This window comes from Streptomyces griseiscabiei, from assembly GCF_020010925.1.
GTDB classification, from domain to species: Bacteria; Actinomycetota; Actinomycetes; order Streptomycetales; family Streptomycetaceae; genus Streptomyces; species Streptomyces griseiscabiei.
Genome location: NZ_JAGJBZ010000003.1, coordinates 410879 through 432380, shown reverse-complemented (window position 1 = coordinate 432380; position 21502 = coordinate 410879). Strand labels below are relative to the sequence as shown.

14 protein-coding genes and 1 pseudogene are annotated in these 21502 nt (G+C 65.8%); 10 read left to right on the top strand and 5 right to left on the bottom strand.

Translation table 11 applies throughout. From position 1 onward, the window contains the following. The first annotated feature begins 131 nt into the window (after positions 1–131). Together J8M51_RS35815 and J8M51_RS35810 are read left to right on the top strand one after the other, a co-directional pair. Positions 132–1013, top strand: coding sequence for a helix-turn-helix domain-containing protein (locus J8M51_RS35815; protein WP_086752919.1), 882 nt, complete (start codon positions 132–134; stop codon positions 1011–1013). Beyond that, positions 1010–1288 (top strand): DUF397 domain-containing protein, encoded by a 279-nt coding sequence (locus J8M51_RS35810; RefSeq protein WP_317853001.1) that lies wholly within the window; start codon positions 1010–1012, stop codon positions 1286–1288. Before J8M51_RS35815 ends, J8M51_RS35810 begins: the two co-directional genes overlap by 4 nt. A 196-nt stretch (positions 1289–1484) precedes the next feature. Here J8M51_RS35810 and J8M51_RS35805 read toward each other — a convergent pair whose 3' ends face one another. Together J8M51_RS35805 and J8M51_RS35800 are read right to left on the bottom strand one after the other, a co-directional pair. Further along, entirely contained in the window at positions 1485–2141 is a 657-nt protein-coding gene (locus J8M51_RS35805) for an Eco29kI family restriction endonuclease (RefSeq protein WP_086752921.1), read from the bottom strand. Positions 2142–2218: 77 nt separating this feature from the next. Continuing rightward, entirely contained in the window at positions 2219–3058 is an 840-nt protein-coding gene (locus tag J8M51_RS35800) for an Eco29kI family restriction endonuclease (RefSeq protein WP_086752923.1), read from the bottom strand. Between the two features lie 118 nt (positions 3059–3176). Between J8M51_RS35800 and J8M51_RS35795 the strand changes: the two genes are divergently transcribed. From J8M51_RS35795 to J8M51_RS35770, 6 genes are all read left to right on the top strand, one after another. Beyond that, positions 3177–4511 (top strand): DNA cytosine methyltransferase, encoded by a 1335-nt coding sequence (locus J8M51_RS35795; RefSeq protein WP_086752925.1) that lies wholly within the window; start codon positions 3177–3179, stop codon positions 4509–4511. A 4-nt stretch (positions 4512–4515) separates the two neighbouring features. Beyond that, a complete protein-coding gene (locus tag J8M51_RS35790) occupies positions 4516–5313 on the top strand; it encodes a very short patch repair endonuclease (RefSeq protein WP_256964062.1) in 798 nt (265 codons plus the stop codon). Positions 5314–6025: 712 nt separating this feature from the next. Then, positions 6026–8380: an ATP-binding protein gene (locus tag J8M51_RS35785; protein WP_086752927.1), complete on the top strand. Its 2355-nt coding sequence runs from the start codon at positions 6026–6028 to the stop codon at positions 8378–8380. Then, complete coding sequence (locus J8M51_RS35780) at positions 8377–10041, top strand: DEAD/DEAH box helicase family protein (RefSeq protein WP_086752929.1); 1665 nt, start codon at positions 8377–8379, stop codon at positions 10039–10041. Before J8M51_RS35785 ends, J8M51_RS35780 begins: the two co-directional genes overlap by 4 nt. Beyond that, a complete protein-coding gene (locus tag J8M51_RS35775; protein WP_086752931.1) occupies positions 10038–10637 on the top strand; it encodes a hypothetical protein in 600 nt (199 codons plus the stop codon). Before J8M51_RS35780 ends, J8M51_RS35775 begins: the two co-directional genes overlap by 4 nt. Before the next feature lie 28 nt (positions 10638–10665). Continuing rightward, positions 10666–12000 carry a sigma factor-like helix-turn-helix DNA-binding protein gene (locus tag J8M51_RS35770; RefSeq protein WP_256964063.1) on the top strand — a complete coding sequence of 445 codons (1335 nt, stop codon included), beginning with the start codon at positions 10666–10668 and terminating at the stop codon, positions 11998–12000. 272 nt (positions 12001–12272) lie between these two features. On the opposite strand, the gene J8M51_RS35765 is transcribed toward J8M51_RS35770, so the two are convergent. After that, complete coding sequence (locus J8M51_RS35765) at positions 12273–13568, bottom strand: hypothetical protein (RefSeq protein ID WP_143673096.1); 1296 nt, start codon at positions 13566–13568, stop codon at positions 12273–12275. A gap of 57 nt (positions 13569–13625) precedes the next feature. Here J8M51_RS35765 and J8M51_RS35760 point away from each other — a divergent pair, with 57 nt between their 5' ends. After that, entirely contained in the window at positions 13626–14063 is a 438-nt protein-coding gene (locus tag J8M51_RS35760) for a hypothetical protein (protein WP_086753423.1), read from the top strand. On the opposite strand, the gene J8M51_RS35755 is transcribed toward J8M51_RS35760, so the two are convergent. Together J8M51_RS35755 and J8M51_RS35750 are read right to left on the bottom strand one after the other, a co-directional pair. Next, the gene (locus J8M51_RS35755) at positions 14050–17100 is read right to left on the bottom strand and encodes a helicase C-terminal domain-containing protein (RefSeq protein ID WP_086753425.1); all 3051 of its coding nucleotides are present in this window, start codon (positions 17098–17100) and stop codon (positions 14050–14052) included. The genes J8M51_RS35760 and J8M51_RS35755 overlap by 14 nt on opposite strands. Further along, a complete protein-coding gene (locus tag J8M51_RS35750) occupies positions 17097–18254 on the bottom strand; it encodes a sigma-70 family RNA polymerase sigma factor (protein WP_179202928.1) in 1158 nt (385 codons plus the stop codon). Before J8M51_RS35750 ends, J8M51_RS35755 begins: the two co-directional genes overlap by 4 nt. A gap of 561 nt (positions 18255–18815) precedes the next feature. On the opposite strand from J8M51_RS35750, the pseudogene J8M51_RS46365 reads away from it, so the two are divergent. Further along, a pseudogene (locus J8M51_RS46365) lies at positions 18816–21370 on the top strand (nSTAND3 domain-containing NTPase). Positions 21371–21502: the final 132 nt, after the last annotated feature.

Here is a 21502-nt window from a genome sequence, read left to right as displayed (position 1 = left end):
GCGCATGCCCGTACGAACGTGCGCCGTGACTCCTGACAGCATGGCGACGCAACCACCAACTAGGCAATATGTCTGGTGAAGTTGACCCGTATGGGTTGTAGAGGTGTCGCCGGTACCGAGAGACTTCCGGCATGGCCTTGAAGAGAAGCCTGGTCCCACAGTCGGTGTACCGGCGACAGCTCGCTGCACGGCTGAAGGAACTGCGTGACGCGACCGGGCTCACCCTCACTGAGGTCGCCGATCAACTGGAGGTCAACCAGGGGTCGCTGAGCCGGATCGAGAACGGCGAACGCGGCACGACGCCGGTCCTCGTCCGGGCACTGCTGGACCTGTACGGCGTCAAGGACGAGGACCGGCGCGCCGACGTGCTTGACCTCGTGCGAGCGGACAAGGAACAGCAGAAGCCCTGGTGGCGGAAATACTCGACGGTGCTCACCCCGACGCGTTACGACGGGTACCTCGCGCTGGAGGCCGGCGCGACGCACCTCGCCAGCTACCAGCCGATGCTCGTGCCGGGGCTGCTCCAGACCGAGGACTACGCGCGTGCCGTGATCTCCCAGATGAGGAAGGACCTGTCCCCGCCGCAGGTCGAGTCCCTGGTCAGGGTCCGCATGGAGCGGCAGAACAGCCGCTTGGGTGGTGAGGCCCCCGCCAGACTCTGGGCGATCCTCGACGAAGCCGTGCTGCGCAGGACTGTCGGCTCAGTTGAGGTGATGCGCGACCAGTTGCGGAAGCTGGCGGAGGCGAGCGAGCGGCCGAACGTCACCGTGCAGCTCCTGCCGTTCTCGCTTGGCGCGCATCCGGGGCTGTACGGCCCGTTCGTCATCCTGACGTTCCCGCACCCCACGCCGGACCTGGTGTGGCTGGAGAATCCCAAGAACTCCGTGTATCTCGAGTCCACGGAAGACGTGGACAACTACATCGACATTTTTGACCAGTTGAGAGGCGCCGCTCTCGACCCGTCGGAGACCCGCACCCGCATCGCACGTATCAGCAAGGAGCTCAAAGAGTGAGCACGCCCAGCACGTCCGCCCCGCACGATGCCACGACAGCTTCGCACGATGCCACGACAGCTTCGCACGACGTCGATCTCATGCACGCGCGCTGGCGGAAGAGCTCGTACAGCGGGGGTGCGAACGACTGCGTGGAAGTCGCGGAACTGGGCGAACACACCGCAGTGCGCGACTCCAAGGACATCGGCCGTCGTCCGTTGCTGTTCTCGAAGGCGGCGATGCGCGCGCTGGTCAGCGGGATCGCCCGCAGGTCAATCAGTGAGCGTTGGGGCTGAGCGTGGCACTGTTGGAAGCCGGGTAACCCGTCCTGGGGTTGCGCGCGGGAGGCTGCGCGGCTCTTCTCTGAGTCGCGGACGGCTGTATCGTGGACCCTCGTCGTTCTGCAGCGGGATGCCCACTTCGAGGAGCGCTCGGGGCCACCTCCCCCATGCCGCCGACCACAGCGCAACGAACGGGGGGCGACAGCCGAGCTCACGGGATGTCGAGGTCAAGGTAGCTGTCGGTGGCGGGGTGAGGCCACGGCAGCCTGTCGTAGTCGGTCACTTGCCGCGCAATGTGGGCCTCGGCCTCCGCGACCAGCTTCTCGATGTCATGTACGACGCCACCGTGAGTGCGCCGACGCCCATCATGCACCGTGTCCCACTTACTCTTCTTGCTCTGGCGGGTCGTCGCCCCCTGCTCTTTGCTGCCGAAGCCCTTCAGCTTGCTGTTCCAGATCGGCGTGTATCCAACGCGCAGCGCGTTCTCGCCCAAGTCGGCATGGACATCAGGCAGCAGGAGGGCCCGGAACCGGAACTCGGCGATCGGCAAGCCGCCTTCCATGATCGACAGACGGTGGTGCTTGAGCCTGCTATGGAGGGGATACCGCTCCCGAACCCTCTCCCCGGTGGCGGTGTTACTGGAAAGAGCCTGCCCCGCGTAGACGGGGATTTGAAGTCTGGCGAGCGGGAGGTACAGGTCTACGCTCGCACCGCGGTAGTACAGGGCGTAGAGCCCGGAGCCCTCGAACCTCGGGATCTCGTACGTCATGGAGACCAGGGGGTGCCGCTCGAAGGTCTCACAGATGGTGTTCGCGATCTGCTCGGTCGACAGAGGGTCGAACGACGCGGGGGTGTACTCGGCGGGCATGGCTTCCTGATCGGTGATCGACCTGTCTGCGGTAGGTTCCGCTGGGACGGGCTATGTTCGACTTCTGCGTTTCCTGGTCACTCGTCAGCGTCGAAGAGATCATCCTGGGTGATCTCCTCGGGCGACGCCTCGGGCTCAGTCTCGACCACTTTGCCAGACCGGTAGTACCGCCAGGCACTCTTGTACTCGTTCGGGGAGTCCCCGTACATGATCACGTAACCCATGAGGGCAGCGATCTGCCACGCCTCTGGAAGCGCCTCGGATACCAAATGGAACGCCTCGTCGGCGGACAGACCAGCCTGCGGCACAGTCAAGAAAGTCGCCTTCGAGCGCGGCGGCTCGGTGTACCGGAAATTGTAGGGCAGTCCGTTCTTGAGCGCCTTGAGAAAGGCGCTCAGCGCGATCTTCCCGGGCTCCAGGCCCTCGACGGGACGATCCAGGTCAATCGGGTAGACGACGTCGAAGTGGTTCTTCTTCAGGACCGTGCTGTCACGCTGACGCCCAGGGTCCTTATTGCCGAACCCGTTGTTGTTCCACGGTATGTTGCCCATTTCCTTGTGGTGGCTTATGAGCAGCTGTTCGGGAGCCAGGGCGGAGAAGTCCTCGTCGACGTACAGGCAGGAGAACGTAACGTCGCGGAGGTCGATGTTGCGCCGGCCCGAGAGCTTCCGCAGATGGTGGGCCAGTCGACCGGGCAGGGACTTATCAGCCTTGCCTACGTAGACGAACTTTCCGTGGAGGTAGAGCTGGTAGACGCCGGGCCGCTCGTCGAGGCTGGCGAGGTACTGCTCGGCGAGTGGGACGCGACCGAGGTCCTTCAGCGCCTGGGCCAGTTGATCGCCAAGGGCCTTGGTGATGCTCAGCCGGAAGTCGTCGTGGTAGGTGCCACGGCCGTCCGACCTGGCCGCCTGCGTCATTCTCTAGGGCTCCTTCTGCCGCGTTGATCACCACGGACCCTATGGCGTTGCTCACTTATGGGCGACCCGTTCGAGCGAAAACCCGCCATGATCACAAACTCCGCGGTATGGTTTCCCCATGGTTGACCTGCCTGAAGAAGCAAAGAAGCCGAGGACCAGCGTAGAACTCTTCGCGGGTGGGGGCGGCCTTGCCATGGCGGTCCACCAAGCGGGCTTCCGCCCACTCCTGTTCAACGAGTTCAACAACCGGGCATGCGAGACGCTCGTCGCGAGTGCGCAGAAGACCCTCGGCGTCGACGGCCTGGAGCGCACCGAGGAGAAGAATCCCAAACCGCCACAGCCGGGGCGGCCCGCTCCCCTCTACCCGGGGGACGTGCGCGACCTGGATCTGAGCGCCTTCGAGGGTAAGGTCGACGTCCTCGCCGGAGGCCCTCCATGTCAGCCGTTCAGCGCCGGTGGGGTCGCCAAGGGCGACGAGGACAAGCGGAATATGTTCCCCGCAATGTTCCAGGCCGTACGAGAGATGCGACCGAAGGCGGTTATCTGCGAAAACGTCCGCGGACTACTGCGGCCATCATTCGAAAAGTACTTCCAATACATCCAGAACGAGCTGCGCCTCCCGTTCGAGAAGCGCGACGATCAGGTCGAGTGGCAAGTCCACAACGACCACCTGACGGGCATCCTCAACCAACTGTCCGATGATGACAGCGACCCGGATCACTACAAGGTCGTGATGGTGCCGGTCAACGCCGCCAACTATGGCGTCCCGCAGGTACGCCACCGCGTCGTGATCGTAGCCTTTCGGGCAGACCTCGGCGTGGACGTCGATGCCTTCGAAAAGTACGTCACGACGGAGAGGTTCTCCGCAGATGCCCTGTACCGATCCATGCGCGACGAGGACGGACCCTACTGGCGGCGCCACCCACACGTAGAGGACCACGTTCGCGACCGGGTACGAAGGGACCTCCCGAAGGCGATCAAGGAAGACGACTGCCAGCCGTGGCGCACGTTGCGCGACGCCATCCAGGGCTGCGGCACGGACGCAGAGCTCCCGCCGCTGCCCTCTGTCGATTTGGGACGCCTCCACGAGAAGTTCGACTTCGGCCGGGAGATCGACGTCGTCGGTCACATCGGATGGCCTGGAGCCCGTATCTACAAAGGGCACACCCCGAACGAACTCGACCGTCCCGCGAAGACCGTCAAGGCCGGCGTTCACGGTGTGCCGGGTGGCGAGTCCGTGATGCGACTGGACGAGCAGGTGCCCGGCACCGACGGCTTGCACCGCTACATGACTGTGCGCGAGACCGCCCGGGCAATGACGTTCCCGGACGAATGGCACGGCTCAGGCCCCCGAGGCGAGCAAATGCGGCAGTTGGGCAACGCCGTTCCGGTCGTCCTCGGCGAGTTCTTCGCCAAGGCCGTCGCCGACGCCCTATCCGCGGCGGGACACTAGAGTCATGGCGCAGTCAGGGGTCGGGGGGCACTGGAAGGACAAGTCGCCCCCGGAGCGCGCGTATAAGCGTCGAGCCGGCTCGGCCACGTCGGCGGTTGAGCAAGACCGCGCCGCCGGCGGCCGCAATCGACGCAACGTCGACCTGGGCGACGGGCGCCTCGCACGCGCCTCGATCACGCTCCGCTTGTACCGGAGCACACGGCGCATTCGCGCCTATCTGCGCTGGTCACAGGACGGCAAGACCGAGGAGAGGTACGTCTGCGAGGTCGAGTTCGACTCGCGCAAACAGAACCTGGCTGAGGCATGGCGACGAGCACGAGCGAAGGGGCTTCTGGCGGAAGAAACACTGCCGCCTGAGTCGACCGCGTCGTCGCTTGAGGTGCGGGCCTCGATGCGCGGAAACCGCGGCAAGGACACCAAACCGGAGCTGCTGCTCCGCAGCCTGCTCCATCGCCGCGGCATGCGCTACAGGGTCGACACCCGGCCAATCGCCGACGTCCGGCGGAGGGCCGACCTTGTCTTCCCTGGCGACCGCATCGCGGTATTCGTGGACGGCTGCTTCTGGCATGGCTGCCCGGACCACTACCGGCCTGCCACGAAGAACGCGGACTTCTGGCGAGAGAAGATCAACGGCAATAAGGCAAGGGACACGGAGACCAACGACACTCTGGCTGCCGCCGGCTGGACAGCCATCCGCGTTTGGGAGCACGACGACCTCGCCCAGGCAGCGACTCGAATCGAGAATGCCGTCCGGCGAAAGCGCGGCTCAGCGCACCTCGCCGCTACAGCGGGCGACCGCTGATCAGGTCACTGAGAGCGTCATCCAAACGGCGAAGGACGATCCTGCCGTCCCCATCGCTGTAAGCCAGCAATGTCTCGTCGGATTAATACCAGCCTCGGCCAAGATGCTCATGGGCAGGGCAACCGTGCCGTCGGCTCGGAGGGTGACTTCGGATGGGCTTCGAATCACCACCCCAATCTTTCATGCATGGTGGATCTGGGATCGGGCCAAAGGGGCACTGCGGCGAGGGAGACGGCTTGACGTGTGTGGTCCGAGCCGACATGGGTGCGGATGACTGGGCGTCATCGTCCTTGGTGGTCGCCTCAGTACGCGGCAACCGAGACAAGGACACAGTGCCGGAGACGGCCCTCCAGTCGATGCCGCGAGGGCGGGGAACGCGAAGACCCTGAAGCCGCCGCGGGGACGCATCGCAAACCTGGAGCGTGAGAGGGCCGCGGCCGTGACAACCACCCGCCCCCTCACCACATGCGACCGGATCATCCCTGTTCACGAGGGTTCAACTCATCCCTGTTCACAAGGGTTCAACACTTTCATCCCTGCCTCGGTAGCCACACGATTCGCCGGGGTTCGCAAACTCCGGCCGGATTGTCAGTGGCCGCCTCTACCCTCGAGATCGAGTGCTCGGCTCATGAGAGTCGGGCGGCTTCACCGTGCCTACGCACGCCGCGGCCGTCGTAACAGCGTCCCCACCCGTCAGGAGGGTTCCGCCGGAGTGAAGATCACCCCTTCCGCCCGCGTGCTCAGCATGTTGGGCGAGATCGATTTCGACGAGTGGCAGTGTGTGGCCGAACTCGTCGACAACCCCTTCGACGACTTCCTCGACGTCCTCCGCTCGGGGGTGGAGTGGCCTGACGGCTTCACGGTCAGTGTGACCCTGCCGTCGTCTCCGAAGGGAGTCCTGGAAGTCCGCGACACCGGGCGGGGCATGTCGTACGACCGGCTGGCGCGCGCGGTGCGGGCCGGCTGGTCCGGGAACGACATGCACGACAAGCTCGGCTTGTTCGGCATGGGCTTCAACATCTCGACCGCCCGCCTCGGCAGGCGCACCCGTGTCCTGACTACCCGCGCCGGCGACACGGAGTGGATCGGCGTCGAGATCGACCTCGACCAGATCAAGGACGACTTCGAAGCGAAGGACATTACTGAGCCGAAGACGAACCCGTCCCACCACGGCACGAGGATCATCGTCGACCGCCTGCAGCCGACGCGCGCCGAGTGGCTGCGCCGCAACGGCGCCTCGCTCCGCAACACCCTGGGCTCGGTCTACTCGTGGATCCTGACTGAGCATCCCTTCGAGCTCTACGTCGGCGGGACCCAGGTCAAGCCGGTCCGCCATTGCCGCTGGGGCGACGACCGTTACGTGCTTTACAACGGCAAGGAGCGGGTCCCCGCTTACCTCCCGATCGACGAGAAACTCCAGGACGGGATCGCCTGCCGGGACTGTGGGGAGTGGCAGGTCGGTTCGGGCGAGGTCTGCTCGGTCTGTGGCAGCGGCAACCTGGCCACGCGCGAGCGCCGGATCCACGGCTGGCTCGGCGTCCAGCGCTACCTCGACAAGACCGAGTACGGGATCGACTTCCTGCGCAACGGCCGGAAGATTTTGCGCTGGGACAAGCAGCTCTTCACCTGGAACAACCCCGACGGTGTCGCGGGGAACGAAGAGCCCGAGTACCCGGTCGAGCTCGCCCACCAGGGCGGCCGCCTCATCGGCGAGATCCACCTCGACCACGTACCTGTCACATACCAGAAGGACGCATTCGAGTACGGGGACCGCAGCTGGCTCACCGCCGTGGAACTGCTGCGCGGCGTGGCGCCGCTCCAGCCTCAGCGCGCCAACAAGCTCGGCTACCAAGAGAACGAGAGCCCGCTGGCCCTGCTGTTCAAGGGCTTCCGCCGCAACGACGCCGGCCTGCGCTACCTCGTCCCCGGCGATGGCAACAAGCCGATCCACGCGGATACTCGAGACTGGGGCCGGAAGTTCCGGGCAGGCGCCTCTGAGTTCCAGACAGACGAGCACTGGTGGCAGGCCGTGCTGCGACACGAGGAGATCAAGAAGCGGGGCAAGGAAGCCAAGACGGCGGCCAGCGTGCCAACCCAGCCCGACGAACAGGCCGTCCTGGGCGCTCTCGGCCTCCCCTTCGATATCCCCGCCTCCGGCGCCGCCCAGCCCGAGACCGGCTCCAAGGCCGCCTCCACCGTGCCCACCCAGGCCGCCGTGGCGGTCAAGGAAAGGACGGAGACCCGCAGCGAGCGCCTGGCCCGGTACGAGAGCGCGGCGTCGCCGCACGCCTACCTGAGCCGGTCGTTCGGCCACCCCGAGCTCGGCTACGTGAAGGTGCGTACCCTGCTGTTGAAGCCGGAAGAGCGGCTCCTCGACGACAACGGCCTGGGCGTCCCGGTGCTCCTCGACCAGCGATCCGGCAACGAGCTCACCGCCCTCGTCGACCCCGAACACGCCGCGTTCCAGCGGTTCGGCGCGGACTACGCTGACCTCCTCCTGGTCGAACTGGCCGCCGTCCTTAAGGTTCGCGCGCGCTCCGACTGGAGCCCTTCCCAGCTCGTCGCCGCGATCCGCGCCGAGTCCCTGCAGGACAGTGCGCTTGACGGCACCACCGTCGGCGCGGAGGCTCGCGACCTTCTGGCGGAGATCCGCGAGCGTGTGGCCGAGGTTCTCGACCGGAGCGGCGGTGGCTACGCAACCGCCTACGGTCATCTCTCCGACGAGGAAAAGATCGCGACTGAGGAGGCGATGATCGCCGCCGGGCGTGTCGGCCTCGTCGGCCGTCTCGGCATGGACTCCGGGTTCGTCCATCACGTCCCCGCGCTGGCCTTGGTCCGGCTCGTCGAGGCGATGCCAGCCTCGTTCATGGACGGAGCCGTCTTCCGTGGCCCGTACGCCGGCGTGTCCTCGCCGTCCGGGAAGGCCCTGAGCCTGGCCCGGGTCACAGGCTGCCTCGCGGACGTCGCGACGCTCGGCACCTTCGCAGGGGAGGCCACCGCGCCGCAGCTGCGGCGCGCCCGCCTGAGCATCGCCCTTCTGCGTGACGAACTGGCGGGTGAGGAGTGAGTGCCGCGTTCTTGACGGCCGCCGAACTTCGCGACGGCGGCCCGGAGGGACTAACCAAGGCGCTCGAACGGACCTTGTGGCATTTGGGATTCCACGACGTCCGCGTCATAGACGGCGCCCACGACCATGGCGCCGACCTGCTGGCGGTCCGCGACCGCGAGCAGTGGGTGTTCCAGAGCAAGTGGAAGGCGCATGGCACGGCCGACCACGCGGGCGTCGACGACCTCGAACGCGCTCGCACCCACTACCGCGCCGACAAAGCCGTCCTGGTGACCAACACGAACATCACCGCGTCGGCCGAGACACGGCGCCGGGCACTAGCGGGGATCGGCGTCGACATCGCCCTGTGGCACGGAGCCACCCTGGACACCATCGGCCAGAGGATGCCTGACCACGTGCCCGCCCCGTACACGCTGCGGCCGTACCAGGAGCAGGCCGTGGCCGCGATCGAGCGGGACCTCGACGCCGAAGGGACGGCGCTGCTGGTGCTGGCGACGGGGCTGGGTAAGACGGTTGTCGGCGGCGAGGTCATCGGCGATCTCCTCGCCGCGCGTCCGGACGCGCGCGTCCTGGTCGTCGCGCACATGCGCGACCTGGTTGGCCAGCTGGAGAAGGCGCTGTGGCGGCATCTCCCGAAGAGCGTGCCCACCCGCCTTCTCACCGGTGAGAGCAAGCCCCGGGCCCTCGACGGCGTCGTCGTCGCGACGATCGAGTCGGCTCTCTCCGCCGTGCGGACGGGTTACGAACCCGACCTCATCATGATCGACGAGACTCATCACGTGGCCGAGACCGGCAGGTTTGCGAAACTCCTCGATCTGTGTGGGACTGCGGGGCGATTCGGTGTCACCGCCACCCCATGGCGTGGCGACAAGTTCGACATCACCGCCCGCTTCGGCCGCCCGAGCTTCAAGATGGGAATCGCCGAGGGCATGGCGGCGGGCTATCTGTCGGCCGTCGACTACAAGCTGTACGCGGACGGTGTCGACTGGGACTCCGTCCAGGACATCAGCCGTCACGGCTACTCCATCAAGGATCTGAACCGGCGCCTGTTCCTCCCCCAGCGGGACGAGGAGATCGTTGAACATCTGCGGACGGCCTGGCGGGAGACCGCCGAGCCCCGCGCCATCGTCTTCTGTCAGGCCATCGAGCACGCCGAGCACATGGCGGGCCTCCTCGCTGTCTCGGATCCAGCGTGGGCCAACACCTCCTACCTGCACAGTGGTCTGCCGAAGCGTCACCGTGACGTTCTGCTCAACGAGTTCCGCCTCGGCCGTGTCCCGGTAATCACCTGCGTTGACGTGTTCAACGAAGGTGTCGACGTACCCGACGTGAACCTAATCGCCTTCCTGCGCGTCACCCACAGCCGAAGAATCTTCGTGCAGCAGCTGGGCCGAGGACTGCGCCTGAGCCCCGGCAAGAAGGCCCTGAAGGTCCTCGACTTCGTGACCGACATCCGTCGCGCCGCCGCGGTGCTGAACCTGCGCCGGACGCTGGAAGCGGAGGAGACCGAGCACTTGGAACTCCCACATGTCTCCCGGATCGAGTTCCAAGACGAGACGGTCGGCTCCCTGATGGACATGTGGATCCAGGACGCCGCCGACCTCGAGACCGCGGCGGACGAGGTCCGCCTCCAGTTCCCCCTACCGAAAGGAATCCTGTGACCGACTACAAGATCCCGCCCGCCGTCGAGAAGGCCGTTGTCACGCGGATCTACACCCAGGCCGACAAGGCCCATTGGCCACACCTCCAGGACGCGGACCGCACCCGCCTGTACCAGGAGTGGACGGAGGACCCGGAGATCGGCGGCCGTCTTCTCGACTTCGTGGGGCAGCCGGCGAACGTCCGCCCGTGGCTGAAGGACTGTCCTATGAAGGAGTACGAGCGGGCACGGCGGGGGGAAGGCAAGTACGCCAAGTACGTGACGCGGCCAGCCGCGACGCTCGAGCAGATGGTCGCGGCGACCCTGGGCCCCGGCTGGGAGGTCATTCCAGGGACAACCCAGCAGAAGCCGATGCGCGCCAAGATTCGCGAGGTCGGCACGGAGGACGAAGAACAGCACTTCGTCGCCGGCTCGGCGGCGAATCTCAAGCATCTCATGTGGCCTGCAGTCCTCGACCGATCTACCGGGGAGACCTGGCCCTGGACGATCTGCGTCGTCGATCCGTTCCGCGCCCCCGTGCCGCCCGAGAAGAAGGAGGAACACCAGCACGTGGCCGAGTTCCTCGGCGTGCGGGTCGTCTATTTCAACGAGATGTAGAGGGAAACCGATGGGGGATGAGTGGCCGATGAGTGAGTGGCTGGTCAGGGCGTGGGAGACGGGGATCTTCGACGAGCGTGAGCGGGCCGTCGTCGCGGGCCGGGCCGAGGGTCGGACGTTGGACGAGGTCGGGGGAGTGTTCGGGCTGAGCCGCGAGCGCGCGCGCCAAATCCAGAACGGGGTGCGGAAGCAGCTTGTGGAGATGGCGAACATCGTCCAGGGCGATTGGCGGGAGACGGTCCGCGCCGCAGGCGCGGGGCCGGCCGCCCCGCGAGGAGCCTTCGCCGCCGCGCTTGGGGTCGTCGACCACATGGCGCTGGAGGAGCTGCTGATCGCTGCGGGGCTGGACGCGCCGCGCACTTGGGCGGGGCCCCTGCGCGGCTGGTGGAGTGCCGACCCCGGGGCGCTGGGCGGCGCCCTGAGTCGTCTCATCGACATCGCTCCCTTCCGTAGCGACGACCTTGACCGGGCGGCCTCCGAGGCCGGACTGCCCTTGGGTCTCCCCCTGGCCAGGCTTCTGAGCCACTCCGAGTCGCGGCTCGCCCCGAACTCCGACGGGCACTGGGTCCGCCGCAAGGCGCGAGGACGCGACGCCGCGTACCTGTGGCTGCTGGAGACTGGGCACCCCTGCCGGGCCGACGAACTGCTTGCCCCGATGGAGTCGACGACCGTCGCAGCCGTGCGGGAGGCTCTGCGCCGTGACGACCGGTTTCGACAGATCCGCCCCGAGGGCACTTGGGCCCTGGCCGAGTGGACGCACCTGCGCGCGTCCACGTACGCCTCTGCGGTGGAGGCGATGGTCGCGGTGGTCACCGAGATGGGCCCCCTAACTCGGGCGCAGCTGTTCGCCAGGGTGACGGAGCTGTACCCGGTCACCCCGTGGCGCCTGAAGCAGTGCCTGCTCAGTGACCAGCTCGGTGAAACCCCCGACGGCCTCGTCGACCTCGTCGCCCGCGGCGCCCACCCCTTCGAGGAGGAGGAGCCGGCCCAGCCGGACACGATGGCCGTCGAAGGCCAGGTGCTCGGCGTTCGGATCCCCGTGAACCAGGACATCCTGCGCGGCAGTGGCGTCAACGTACACACCTGGCTGACCTGGCGGCTCGGGCTGCGCCAAGCCCCAATGAGTCGCACGTTCACGCCGCCCGGTGACCACTCACCGCTCGTCGTCCGCCGCGGCACCAGCAGTGCCCAGATCTCCAGCCTGCGTCGCCACGCGCTTGAACTTGAGGTCGTTGATGGCTGCGTGCTCGCCGTCCTCCTCCGCCTCGACGACGGCACCGCGCGCGTCGGTCACGGCTGCGCGCCGGACACCTGCCCGGCGCGGCGGACGCGGGCCGCCGCGCCGCCGACGGTGAACGTCTGACGCGACGTCGGCGGCAGCGTTCGAAACCCAGACTAGGGGCCGCTTACGCATGGCCACCTGCGCCGGCCCTCCTACGGAATTGCAGGCTGCACTGGGGTGTTCGGGTTGCTGACAGGGAGTACATCTCAACGATCACGCTCGCATGTCCACGAACCGCAGGACCCTGGTTCCGCAGCGCCCAGTCCTCGAGCCAACCGCGTGGAAGGCCGGGGAGACCGGCGCTCGCCCGACCCGTTTGGCAGGGCGAGCGCCGGGGTGATGAGCTTTCGGAGCTACGGCGTGTGGTGTGCGGACATGGCGAGGAAGCCGTCGGGGCCAAAAAGGGCCGTGCGATTCAGGTAGCGATTGAAGTGGTCGCAAGCCGGTTCACCCAGATGCAAACATGCGGGGCAAGCGCCGCCGTTACGTTCACAGGCGGGATCCATTGCACACCGGGACTCGGCGCCGGCGATGCTCGCGAGCAGGATGTGCAGGTCGTTCTCAAATACAGCTTGCAGGCCACCAAGAACAAAATCACCTCGACTGGCTGCGAAGACGAAGAAGCCGTTGTGCCGAGGGATGAGGTATTCGCCCAATCCCTCGCGGTCGACACCCGCGAAGACAGCGAGTTGGCGAATGGCCCGGTGTGCGTAGGAGTGGATGAGGGTGAGAAGGTCCCGGCCGACGGGCGACGCGTCATCCGGGTCGCTGAAACGAAAAGGCGGGGTGACATGAGCGGCGAGAACGGTGCGGGCGGTGCGCGCGTCGTCTGCTGGCGGTAGTACATGCCCGCGTTGACGCAAGGAGGTGTGGACCAGGAGGGGGTCGAGGCGGAAAAACAGGGCCTCCGTGGATCGTAGGTCGGCATAGATCCGTCGTCCGCTTTTACCCGTGAACAGGCTCAGGCGGGAGGTACCGGGCTCACCGCCGCCTCGTGTGTACCCATATACGGCCTTGAGGACGGGGAAGTCTGTGAACAGGTCCACCCCAGCTAGTCCCGCGCGCTGCAGAGCGGCGGGATAGTGGACTTGGTAGCGGGTCTGAACAGCGGGCGGGGTAGCAACAGTGACGAGGTCGGCAACGCGCTGGCGGGAGCCCTTCTCGGTAGCCGCCAAGGCGACGTCTACGGCCTCCCGTTCAGCGGCTTCGATTTGCAGGCTGTGGGCATTAGCCAGCTCGCCGAGGTCTTCCTCGGCACCCAATTCTCCTGCTGCGCCGGCCACGGCAGCCATCTGCTCGGCAACCGCGCGGGTTAGCCCGGAAGCGACGAGCTGGTCGACCAGGGAGGTCTGGGTCTGGCGGCCTGCACCAGGCTCGGAGTCCTCAAAGCCGCTCAAGGCCCAAAGTAGAGCACGACGCGGTCCGCCAGACTCGGTGACGCGGCGCATCGCGGCGCGGCTGGCTGGGTTGATCTGTGTGAAGGTCTGGGGCGTGTAGACGCTGGCAGATCGGTGGACGTTGTAACGCAGGTACTCCGCGTTCTTGGCCTCTGAGTATCGGCGCCCGCAGGAACACTTACGCCATGCGAAGCCCTTCTGGATCTCCTTCTGGCATACCGGACACTCGAAACGGATGCGTGCGGCATCCATGCTTGACTGGTGAGGCATGCGGACCTGTCGGTGCTCCCTGCATAGAGGAATTGGGGGTTGTTCCAGCAGTCCGCAGTCATGGAACCCTACGAAGTGCAGCTGCCTCCAGTGGTTGCTCCCACACTGGCAGGTCTTGACGGCGCCGGTCTCCACACGTCGGCATCCGCGGCACACCCATACCAGGGGAAAGCGCTCGACGCGTACTCCTCGTTCGGGGTTAACCCCCACGACTTCGACCGGGCCTCCTGCGCGCAGATAATTCACGGCGGTGGCGTCCAGGCCGCGGCCTACCCAGCCTTCGAGTTCGGAGATCAGGCGACCCCTAATGATCGAATCCTCGACATCTACGGGGCGCGGGTCTTTCCACTCAGTGGTGCGCCAGATTCCGCCTTTGAGGTCAGCGGTCTGCTGTGGGAGGAAGCTGTAGAGGATCTGGGATCCGCTGCGCTCGTCCTTCATCGCTATGCCTTCCCTGGTTTGGTCAGTCGTCGCTGACGGGGATCTGGGCTTCGACATCACGCAGGGAACGCATGGGTGCGCGTGCGAGCAGTTGATTGGGCCACTTGGCTCCGTCTCCAGGGTTCTCCAGGCGCATGAAGTACGTCTCGAGCTGACGGGTCACGTCGGTGAAGGCCAGATGGTGTTCTTCATTCACGCCCAGGGCGGCGGTGCAGGCCCGCGCCTCCTCCTCAGCGGTCAAGCCCGTCTGGGCGGTGTACTTCCGGAGCAGGTCCACGGTGGTCAGCCGTCCGCCAGCCGAACGCGGTTCGTGGACGAAGAGACGGCGGGACTCGATTGCCGCGCTGGTGGTTAGCTCCAGCACACGACGGCTGGCGCGGGTGATGGGAATGGGTTCTACGAAGCGGTCGCCCTGCTCGATGAAGGGCCTGAACTGAGAGAAAACGGCGGAATCCCGTTCGCGGCCGATCTTGTGGATGACGTACACCAAGCCGGGATGGGCGCGCCCCACGCGGGCCGTGGCCTGAATGAACTCCGCAGTTGTCAGCGGCACGCCGAGCACAGTCATCACATTCAGCCTGTCGACGTCCACGCCGTGCGAGATCATCGAGGACGCGGTGATCACGTGCAGGCGGTCAAGGAAATTCGTCTCAGGACGCAAGAGGCGTTGCAGGGTCTCGCGGACTTCCTCGAATGGGGTCTGACCGGTGAGTTGGGCGGCGTTGAGAGGCGTCACGGGGACCTGTGTTCCGAGGGAGCGCCTGGCGGCCTCAACATCACGCACCGTGTTGCCGTACACCACATGAGTGCCATAGAGGTTCAGAAGCATGGGCACGTGGACGGGGTCAACGCCTGCCTCGGCGCATACGGCCTGGGGCTCGTCATGTAGACGGCGCACAGACTGCTGGAGGATGGTCGTGGTCCGGTCTGAGACCCACTCAAGTGTGACTCCGCGCGGCCACACTGCGACGAACCTGCGGAGCAGTCGATCCGTCTCACGAGACCAAAAGGACTCGCGAGCAGAGGGGCCAGGAACCGGAAATACCCGGCCGCGTCGGTTGTACAGAACCTCTACCTGACGCTCGAATCCCGTCAGAGTCGCCGACGAGGCAATAATTTTCGGGGCTCTACCGGTGAGCTCCGTCTGCAGGGCGTCCAGCAATGACTCGTAGTGGGAGTCCACCGCGCCCAGGGAGTCACGTAGCAGGTGCAGTTCGTCTTGCAGCCGGAAGGAGGGGGCGAATCGCGCGCGGTCCCTAGGTGCCAGCGGCGTGGTCTCGCCGGGGCAATCGGGGACCAGGCAGCCGGTTGGCCGCTTAGCGCGCTTCGCGTACGTGAACCCATGGCCGGGGCGTGAGCAGCGTCCGGCCGGTCCCTCGAAGAAGCCCCGCATGCCTCCCTGCATGGCAATCAGTGCGGCCTTGTCCAGAGTGCCGATAACGACGGTGGGCAGGAAGCGGTAGATCTCCTGGTCGACGACATACACCGGTAGCGGCTCGCCATCACTGGGGCACCCAGGTGCCGCGCACAGATGACGCAGGGTCCAGTCACCGCGGTGGAACTTCATGCGGATCTCCTTCGACCCGCAGAACGGGCAGGCGGTGAGAACCTGGTAGCGGTCCGCCATACGAGGCTCGTCCACGTCGATGGGGTTGTAATCGGTGGGCGCGATAGGAATTTCGTTGGGGGTCGCGCCCGCGCCGATGAAGTACCCCAAAGAAATCCGCTCCCCCCCAATCTCGTGTTCACGCCGCACCAGCTCGGCTGCGGCTAGGGCGTCTGCGAAGCGCTGGGTCTGTTGAAGGGACAGCATCCGTAGAGGGAATCGACTCCAGGCCGTGATGCCCGCGACCTTCCCGCGCAGTCGATCATAAAAGGCGGCTAGGACAAGCAGACCGAGATACGTCTCGGTCTTGCCGCCTCCGGTGGCGAACCACACGATCTCAACCTGCTGCCAATCTTCGCCCTCGTTCATCAAGGAGGGCAGCACTGAGAGAATGAAACCGATCTGGAACGGGCGCCAGCCCGCGTAGCGCCCGCGGACCGCGCGGCGCATGGCGCGATTCATGAGCTGGAAGGCTTGACGTAGATCGGCGTCCCGTTCCAGAACGGCCACGCCTGCACGTAGCCGCTGGAGTTCGGCCGTGTGCTCCGCAGCGGCTCCCACGGCTTCTTGGAGCATCTCCGGCTTCCAAGACTCCTCTGTGGCGCGGCGTTGCAAGGCTTCTGCGGACCAGTGCTCGAGTCCCCAAGCCTCATACGCCTCCACCAGCCGGGCGAGGGTGGCCACCGGCTCTTGGGCTAGATGCTCGAAGGTCAGCGGCAACACCCCGGCGCTGGTCCGCTCAAAGGTGTATTCAGGGCGATATCGATCGACAACCACCTGATCGGTGGTAACAAGTTCATTGGAGCCCCGGAGAGCAACACCACAGTTGATGCCGATGGCCGGCAAACGCCGGTCGTAGCGGAAGCTCTCGGGAAGGGATTCCAGTAGGAAAGGGGCGGTCCGCAGGTCCAGGACCGTCAGCTCTACTTCGAAGAGATGGCGCTCGCCTCGCTGACGCGAGCCCTCAGGCGTGGTGTTGACGAGTTCCACCACGAGCTCAGGGCTGCCGCGCCAAGACTCGTCCGTTACGCGCACCTCCGCGCACGAGCCCACCGCACCCGCCACGTCCAGGGCCTCGGCGATCTGACGCCTGCCGAAGGCCACTCCTGCGGCACCCAATGGGACTTCGATCGGCACCACTACGTCGATCGATGCCGTCTTCTCCCACTTCTCGCCTCGCCCCTCCGAACCGCGCACCTGGTTCCAGGCCAGCGCACGCAGGCGTGCCCGCAGTGTCCACGGCCCCTCGGCCTCGGGCCGCACTCGCAGGCCAATCGCGCACGGGTCCATGCGCCGCTCTCTGCGTACGGCGGCCGCTTCACTTTCCGGAGCCAGCCGGCCCAACCAGTACACCCCGGCCGGGTCCGCGTCCAAGACGTTGTCCCGGTCCCCCCGCCCTTCTGCGGTTACCTGGCTGTCGAGCCAGTCCACGAACCGGCTCTGCGCCTCCACCACGTCCTGCGTCACGCCGCCTCCATCGCCAAGAATTCCAGCGTTAGTTGCCTGAGGCGGCAGTTATCCCGCAGCCGCTCAAGCAACTTCTTCTCCAGTTGACGCACCCACTCGCGGGTGCAGCCAAACTCCTTGCCCAACGCGTCGAGCGTCATGGGATCCTCGCCATCCAGTCCGAAGCGGCCCTCCAACAACCGCGCCAGACGTGGATCGGTGCCGTCGAGCAGAGTGCTGATGGTCGTGAGGATCTGCTCCTTCAAGAGCCGGCGGATGATCTCGTCCTCCGGCCGTTCCGCCTTGGCGGCAAGCACCAGATCGCCGAGAGTGGCACAACCTTCCTCGTCCACTGGGATATCCAGGTGGATGATGGGGGCGGAGTAGTCCAACAGAGCTTTGATCTCCTCTCGCTTCTCACTCAGTCCCTCGGCCAGCTCCGCCACTGTCGCGGACCGTCCGTTGCGCTCCTCGAAACGGCGCGCGTACTGCTGCACACGCCGCAGGTCGTCGCGGACGTGCACCGGCAAGCGGACCGCAGAGCTAGTGTTCGCGATGGCCCGGCTTACCGATTGCCGCACCCACCAACTGGCGTACGTCGAGAACTTGTAGCCCCGCGTTGGATCGAACTTCTCCGCTGCACGGTTGAGCCCCAGGACTCCGTCCTGGATCAGGTCGTCAAGCTCCAGGTCGCCCGCGCTCGGCAAGTGCCGCCTCGCGATATCGATAGCCAGGCGCACGTTGTGCCGGACGAGCACCCTGCGAGCCGTCTCACCGTCACGTACCAGCTCAGCCACTTCATCCGACACCTCACCGCCCTCTGCGGACTCCGCTGCCCGTAGTCCCATCTGGATGCGTCGGCCCAGCGCCACTTCCTCCTCAGCCGCCAAGATGCGGTGGCGCCCGATCCGTCCCGGATAGGTATCTGACTGGTTGTCTCCGCTGAACGCCGTCGGCCCGGTGTCCGTCCTGATCCCACCGCGATCTGCACCCTCGCCCCCCGGTTCTTCGCTCAGCACCCCGTACTCGCGCAGCACCGTGATGACACGCCCCACCTGCTGCGGATCGATGCCTCGACGGCTCGCAACCTGAACCACGTGAGCACGCTCAAGCTGGCCCAGACGCTCGCTGTCCTCCATAAGCGCCTCGACGCAGGCTTCGACCACGTCTTCCACTTCGAAGACGCCTCCCCCTGGATTGAAATGTGAATTACCTGGACCTCGAGCGATGCCGTTGGCCTCCCCTCGATCCAGTGGAGAAAAGCTAGAACGGCAGATCAGCCAAGCGCAAGCGAAAGCCCGATTAATTGACATACGGAGCGGTAATCGATAAAGGCCGGAGATGCGACGCGCGAGCGTCAATTTGGGCACTAAGTCCGACTCGTTGACTCGCCACACTGTGGGCGCTAGGTTTGCCGCAGAGGCTAAAGCCCCAATCAGCGGCGGCGCAGCCGACTCCCGTGAGTCCTCTCCCATCCGGGAAAGTCGCCCTATGACCCTTCGGAGACCTTCCTGGCCACGGTCTGCAATGATTGACGAATATTGATGGCACGCTCGCCACGCGAGGCTCCTCGCTTTTGAGACATCGCGCGTAATACGACCAAGCCGGCAAAATGGAAAATCGAGGTGCTAATGAGGTGGTCGCGCGAGCGGGAAAAGCAGCTAGGGAGAGTTCCCAATGGGCTCAAGTTCGACGCCTCTCGGCCCTGAGTAACGCAGTCGATATTCTCTTAGGCCATGGTAGAAAATCCAGGTGCAGCAGCAACGAATTGGACGACTTACAGATTCAGATCCCGGTTGTCGACATCGCTCACGGAGATGCGAGGTACCGTGATGGCGGAGATACCTCGCACGGTGGGTGCCGTCGACTCCCGCCCATGCTTTCCCCGTCCCAAGACAGCAGGTCAGCTCTTCGCTGCGTACGCCCACCCGCCTTCCGGAGACAACCCACGACAAGACCCTGACCTGCATTGGCCAGCGCCCGGTCTGCTACGGGAGAACGGAGGCTGGTCGGCATCCAAAGGCGAACACGACATGGACTCTTTCGAGTTGGGGCGTTTGACGGACCATGATTTTGAGGTGGTCTGTCGTGATCTGTTCAGTGATGTCCTCGGCATACCGCTGGAAATTTTCCCGCGCGGCCGAGACCGCGGCATCGACCTGCGGCACACCGGTCCCGCCGGGACAACCGTCGTGCAGTGCAAGCACTGGCCGCGCGCGACCCAGAAGACGCTGATCGGACGCCTGATCAAGGATGAACTGCCCAAGGTTCGCGCACTTGCACCCGACCGCTACATCGTCGCCACGACGGTCGGTCTGACCGCCGGCGGCAAGGAAGAGCTCCGCAGTGCCTTCGCCCCATACGTGCGCAGCACCGGCGACCTGTACGGCGTGGACGAAATCGTCGCCGAGCTGCTGCGCCACCCGGACCTGGTCCGACGACACTTCCGGCTCTGGCTGAGCAGCACCGCCGTCCTCCAGACCGTGCTGAACCAGGACCAGTACCTGCGCTCGTCGTGGCTTGAGAAACGGCTGCCGGGCGTCGCCGACACCTTCGTCCCGCACGAGGGCTTCGAACGAGCCAAGCAGCTACTGGACACCCAGCGAGTCTGTGTCATCGCGGGCAGCCCCGGGGTGGGCAAGACGACAGTGGCGCTGATGCTCACGGCCTGGCTGATGGGTAACGGTTACGAGGTCCACGAAATCTCCCAGGACGTCGACGAGATCGGCACCGTGTGGCGCGACGACACCCGACAGGCGTTCCTCTACGACGACTTCCTGGGGAGTACGACCCTGGATGCGGCGTTGAACAAGAACGAGGACAACCGTCTGCTGTCGGTGATCCGGGAGATCAGAAGACGCCGGGTAAAGCGCTGGTGATGACGACCCGTGGCTACCTGCTGGAGCACGCCCGTCTCCGGCACGAGCGGCTGGCGGAGCCGGACGTGTCGGACGCAGCTAGCGTGATCCAGCTGACCGATCTGGATCTGCGTGTACGGGGCCAGATCCTTTACAACCACGTCCATCGTTCTTCCCTACCGGCGGACGACAAGCGCCGGTTCGCCGATCCGGCGGTCTGGCGCCCGGTAGTCCAGCACAAGAACTTCAATCCGCGACTGGTCGAGGAGACCCTCCGGTTGTCCGCACGCCGGGGGCAAGACGTCACCGCAGCGATGTTGGAAAACTTGGACGATCCGCGCCGCGTCTGGGAACGCATCGTGGAGAACGAGCTGACGGACGAGGCCGTCCACATGCTGGAGGTCCTGTTCACTTTCGGCGCCGCCGATCTGGAGGACCTAGAGGAGTCCTGGCGCTGGTATCGAGAGGGAATGGGACTAACGGTGGATGGCCGGACGTTCCGCAGGGCACTGCAGCTACTGGACGGCACGATGGTCTCCGTGGAACAAGGGCGAGTGGCGTTCCACAACCCCTCGATCGAGGACTACGTCCGCTTCCACCTCGACGCCGGTCGGACCTGCTTCCCGGAGTTGATCGGTGCCCTCATTCATGGGGAACAGCTGCACCGGCTCGTCGCAGCGGCCCGCTTGGCCGACGGCGCGGGGATCCTAGCCGGATTCCGGGAGAACGAGCCAGCCGTGACCGCCGCCGTCCGTGAGATGGAAGACGATCTGGAGGCCGGGCCGGCCTATGGAGACGAGAGCCTGTCGACCCATCTCGAGTGGGCGCTGGAGACGGCCGAGCTACTGGGCTCCCCTGCTCTGGCCGCCTACGTGACGAGGGGAACGCGTCTCCCGTTCATCCACCTCGTCCCCCTCGACCACCTGGTGCGCCTGGCCAACGCGCTCGACGCCAGCCCCCTGGTGCCGCAGGAGCACGCGGAGCGGTTCCGGGAAGGGGTTGCCGATGTGATCCACACCGATCTGCTGGAGAGCGCCGAAGCTGGCGACTGGTACCGGTGCATCGAGCTGAATCACCAACTGCACGCGATACCGTCCGCAGTGGTCCGTGAGCCGGTGACCCAAGTCCTCGTCCGATGTGCCCTGGACGAGCTGCGCCGACGAGCGGCCGAGCGAGAACCGCTCGACGCGTACCCGGATTCGATGGAGGAGCTGCTGGACTTCCTCTGGGAGCAGGGTGCCGAGGACGAGCTGCCGGAGGAGTTCGCCCTCGTACAGGAGCGGGCCGAGCGTGTGGCTGCGGCTCGGGCGGCTGAGCGAGACGAGCGGCTCCGGAAGGATCAGGAGCAGTGGAACTCCGCCGGGCGTTCTGACACGGCACGTGATCGCGCCCTGGTCACCGAACTGATGCGCAAGCTCGACGACGCACGCTGACCCTCCCCCGCTGGGAGCCATCTGGGAGCCAACCCGCTCCCCGAACCCGTTCGAGGCCACCCGAAACCAAAGCATCCCAACGCCCTGACCGGGGAAAACACCATCCATGCTGGCAAGATCAGCAACCGAACC

What these genes read in the sequence shown, in the direction of transcription:
- J8M51_RS35815 (WP_086752919.1), top strand. Translation starts at nt 132, where the DNA reads ATGGCCTTGAAGAGAAGCCTGGTCCCACAGTCGGTGTACCGGCGACAG.
- J8M51_RS35805 (WP_086752921.1), bottom strand. Translation starts at nt 2,141, where the DNA reads ATGCCCGCCGAGTACACCCCCGCGTCGTTCGACCCTCTGTCGACCGAG.
- J8M51_RS35800 (WP_086752923.1), bottom strand. Translation starts at nt 3,058, where the DNA reads ATGACGCAGGCGGCCAGGTCGGACGGCCGTGGCACCTACCACGACGAC.
- J8M51_RS35795 (WP_086752925.1), top strand. Translation starts at nt 3,177, where the DNA reads ATGGTTGACCTGCCTGAAGAAGCAAAGAAGCCGAGGACCAGCGTAGAA.
- J8M51_RS35790 (WP_256964062.1), top strand. Translation starts at nt 4,516, where the DNA reads ATGGCGCAGTCAGGGGTCGGGGGGCACTGGAAGGACAAGTCGCCCCCG.
- J8M51_RS35770 (WP_256964063.1), top strand. Translation starts at nt 10,666, where the DNA reads ATGAGTGAGTGGCTGGTCAGGGCGTGGGAGACGGGGATCTTCGACGAG.
- J8M51_RS35765 (WP_143673096.1), bottom strand. Translation starts at nt 13,568, where the DNA reads ATGGATGCCGCACGCATCCGTTTCGAGTGTCCGGTATGCCAGAAGGAG.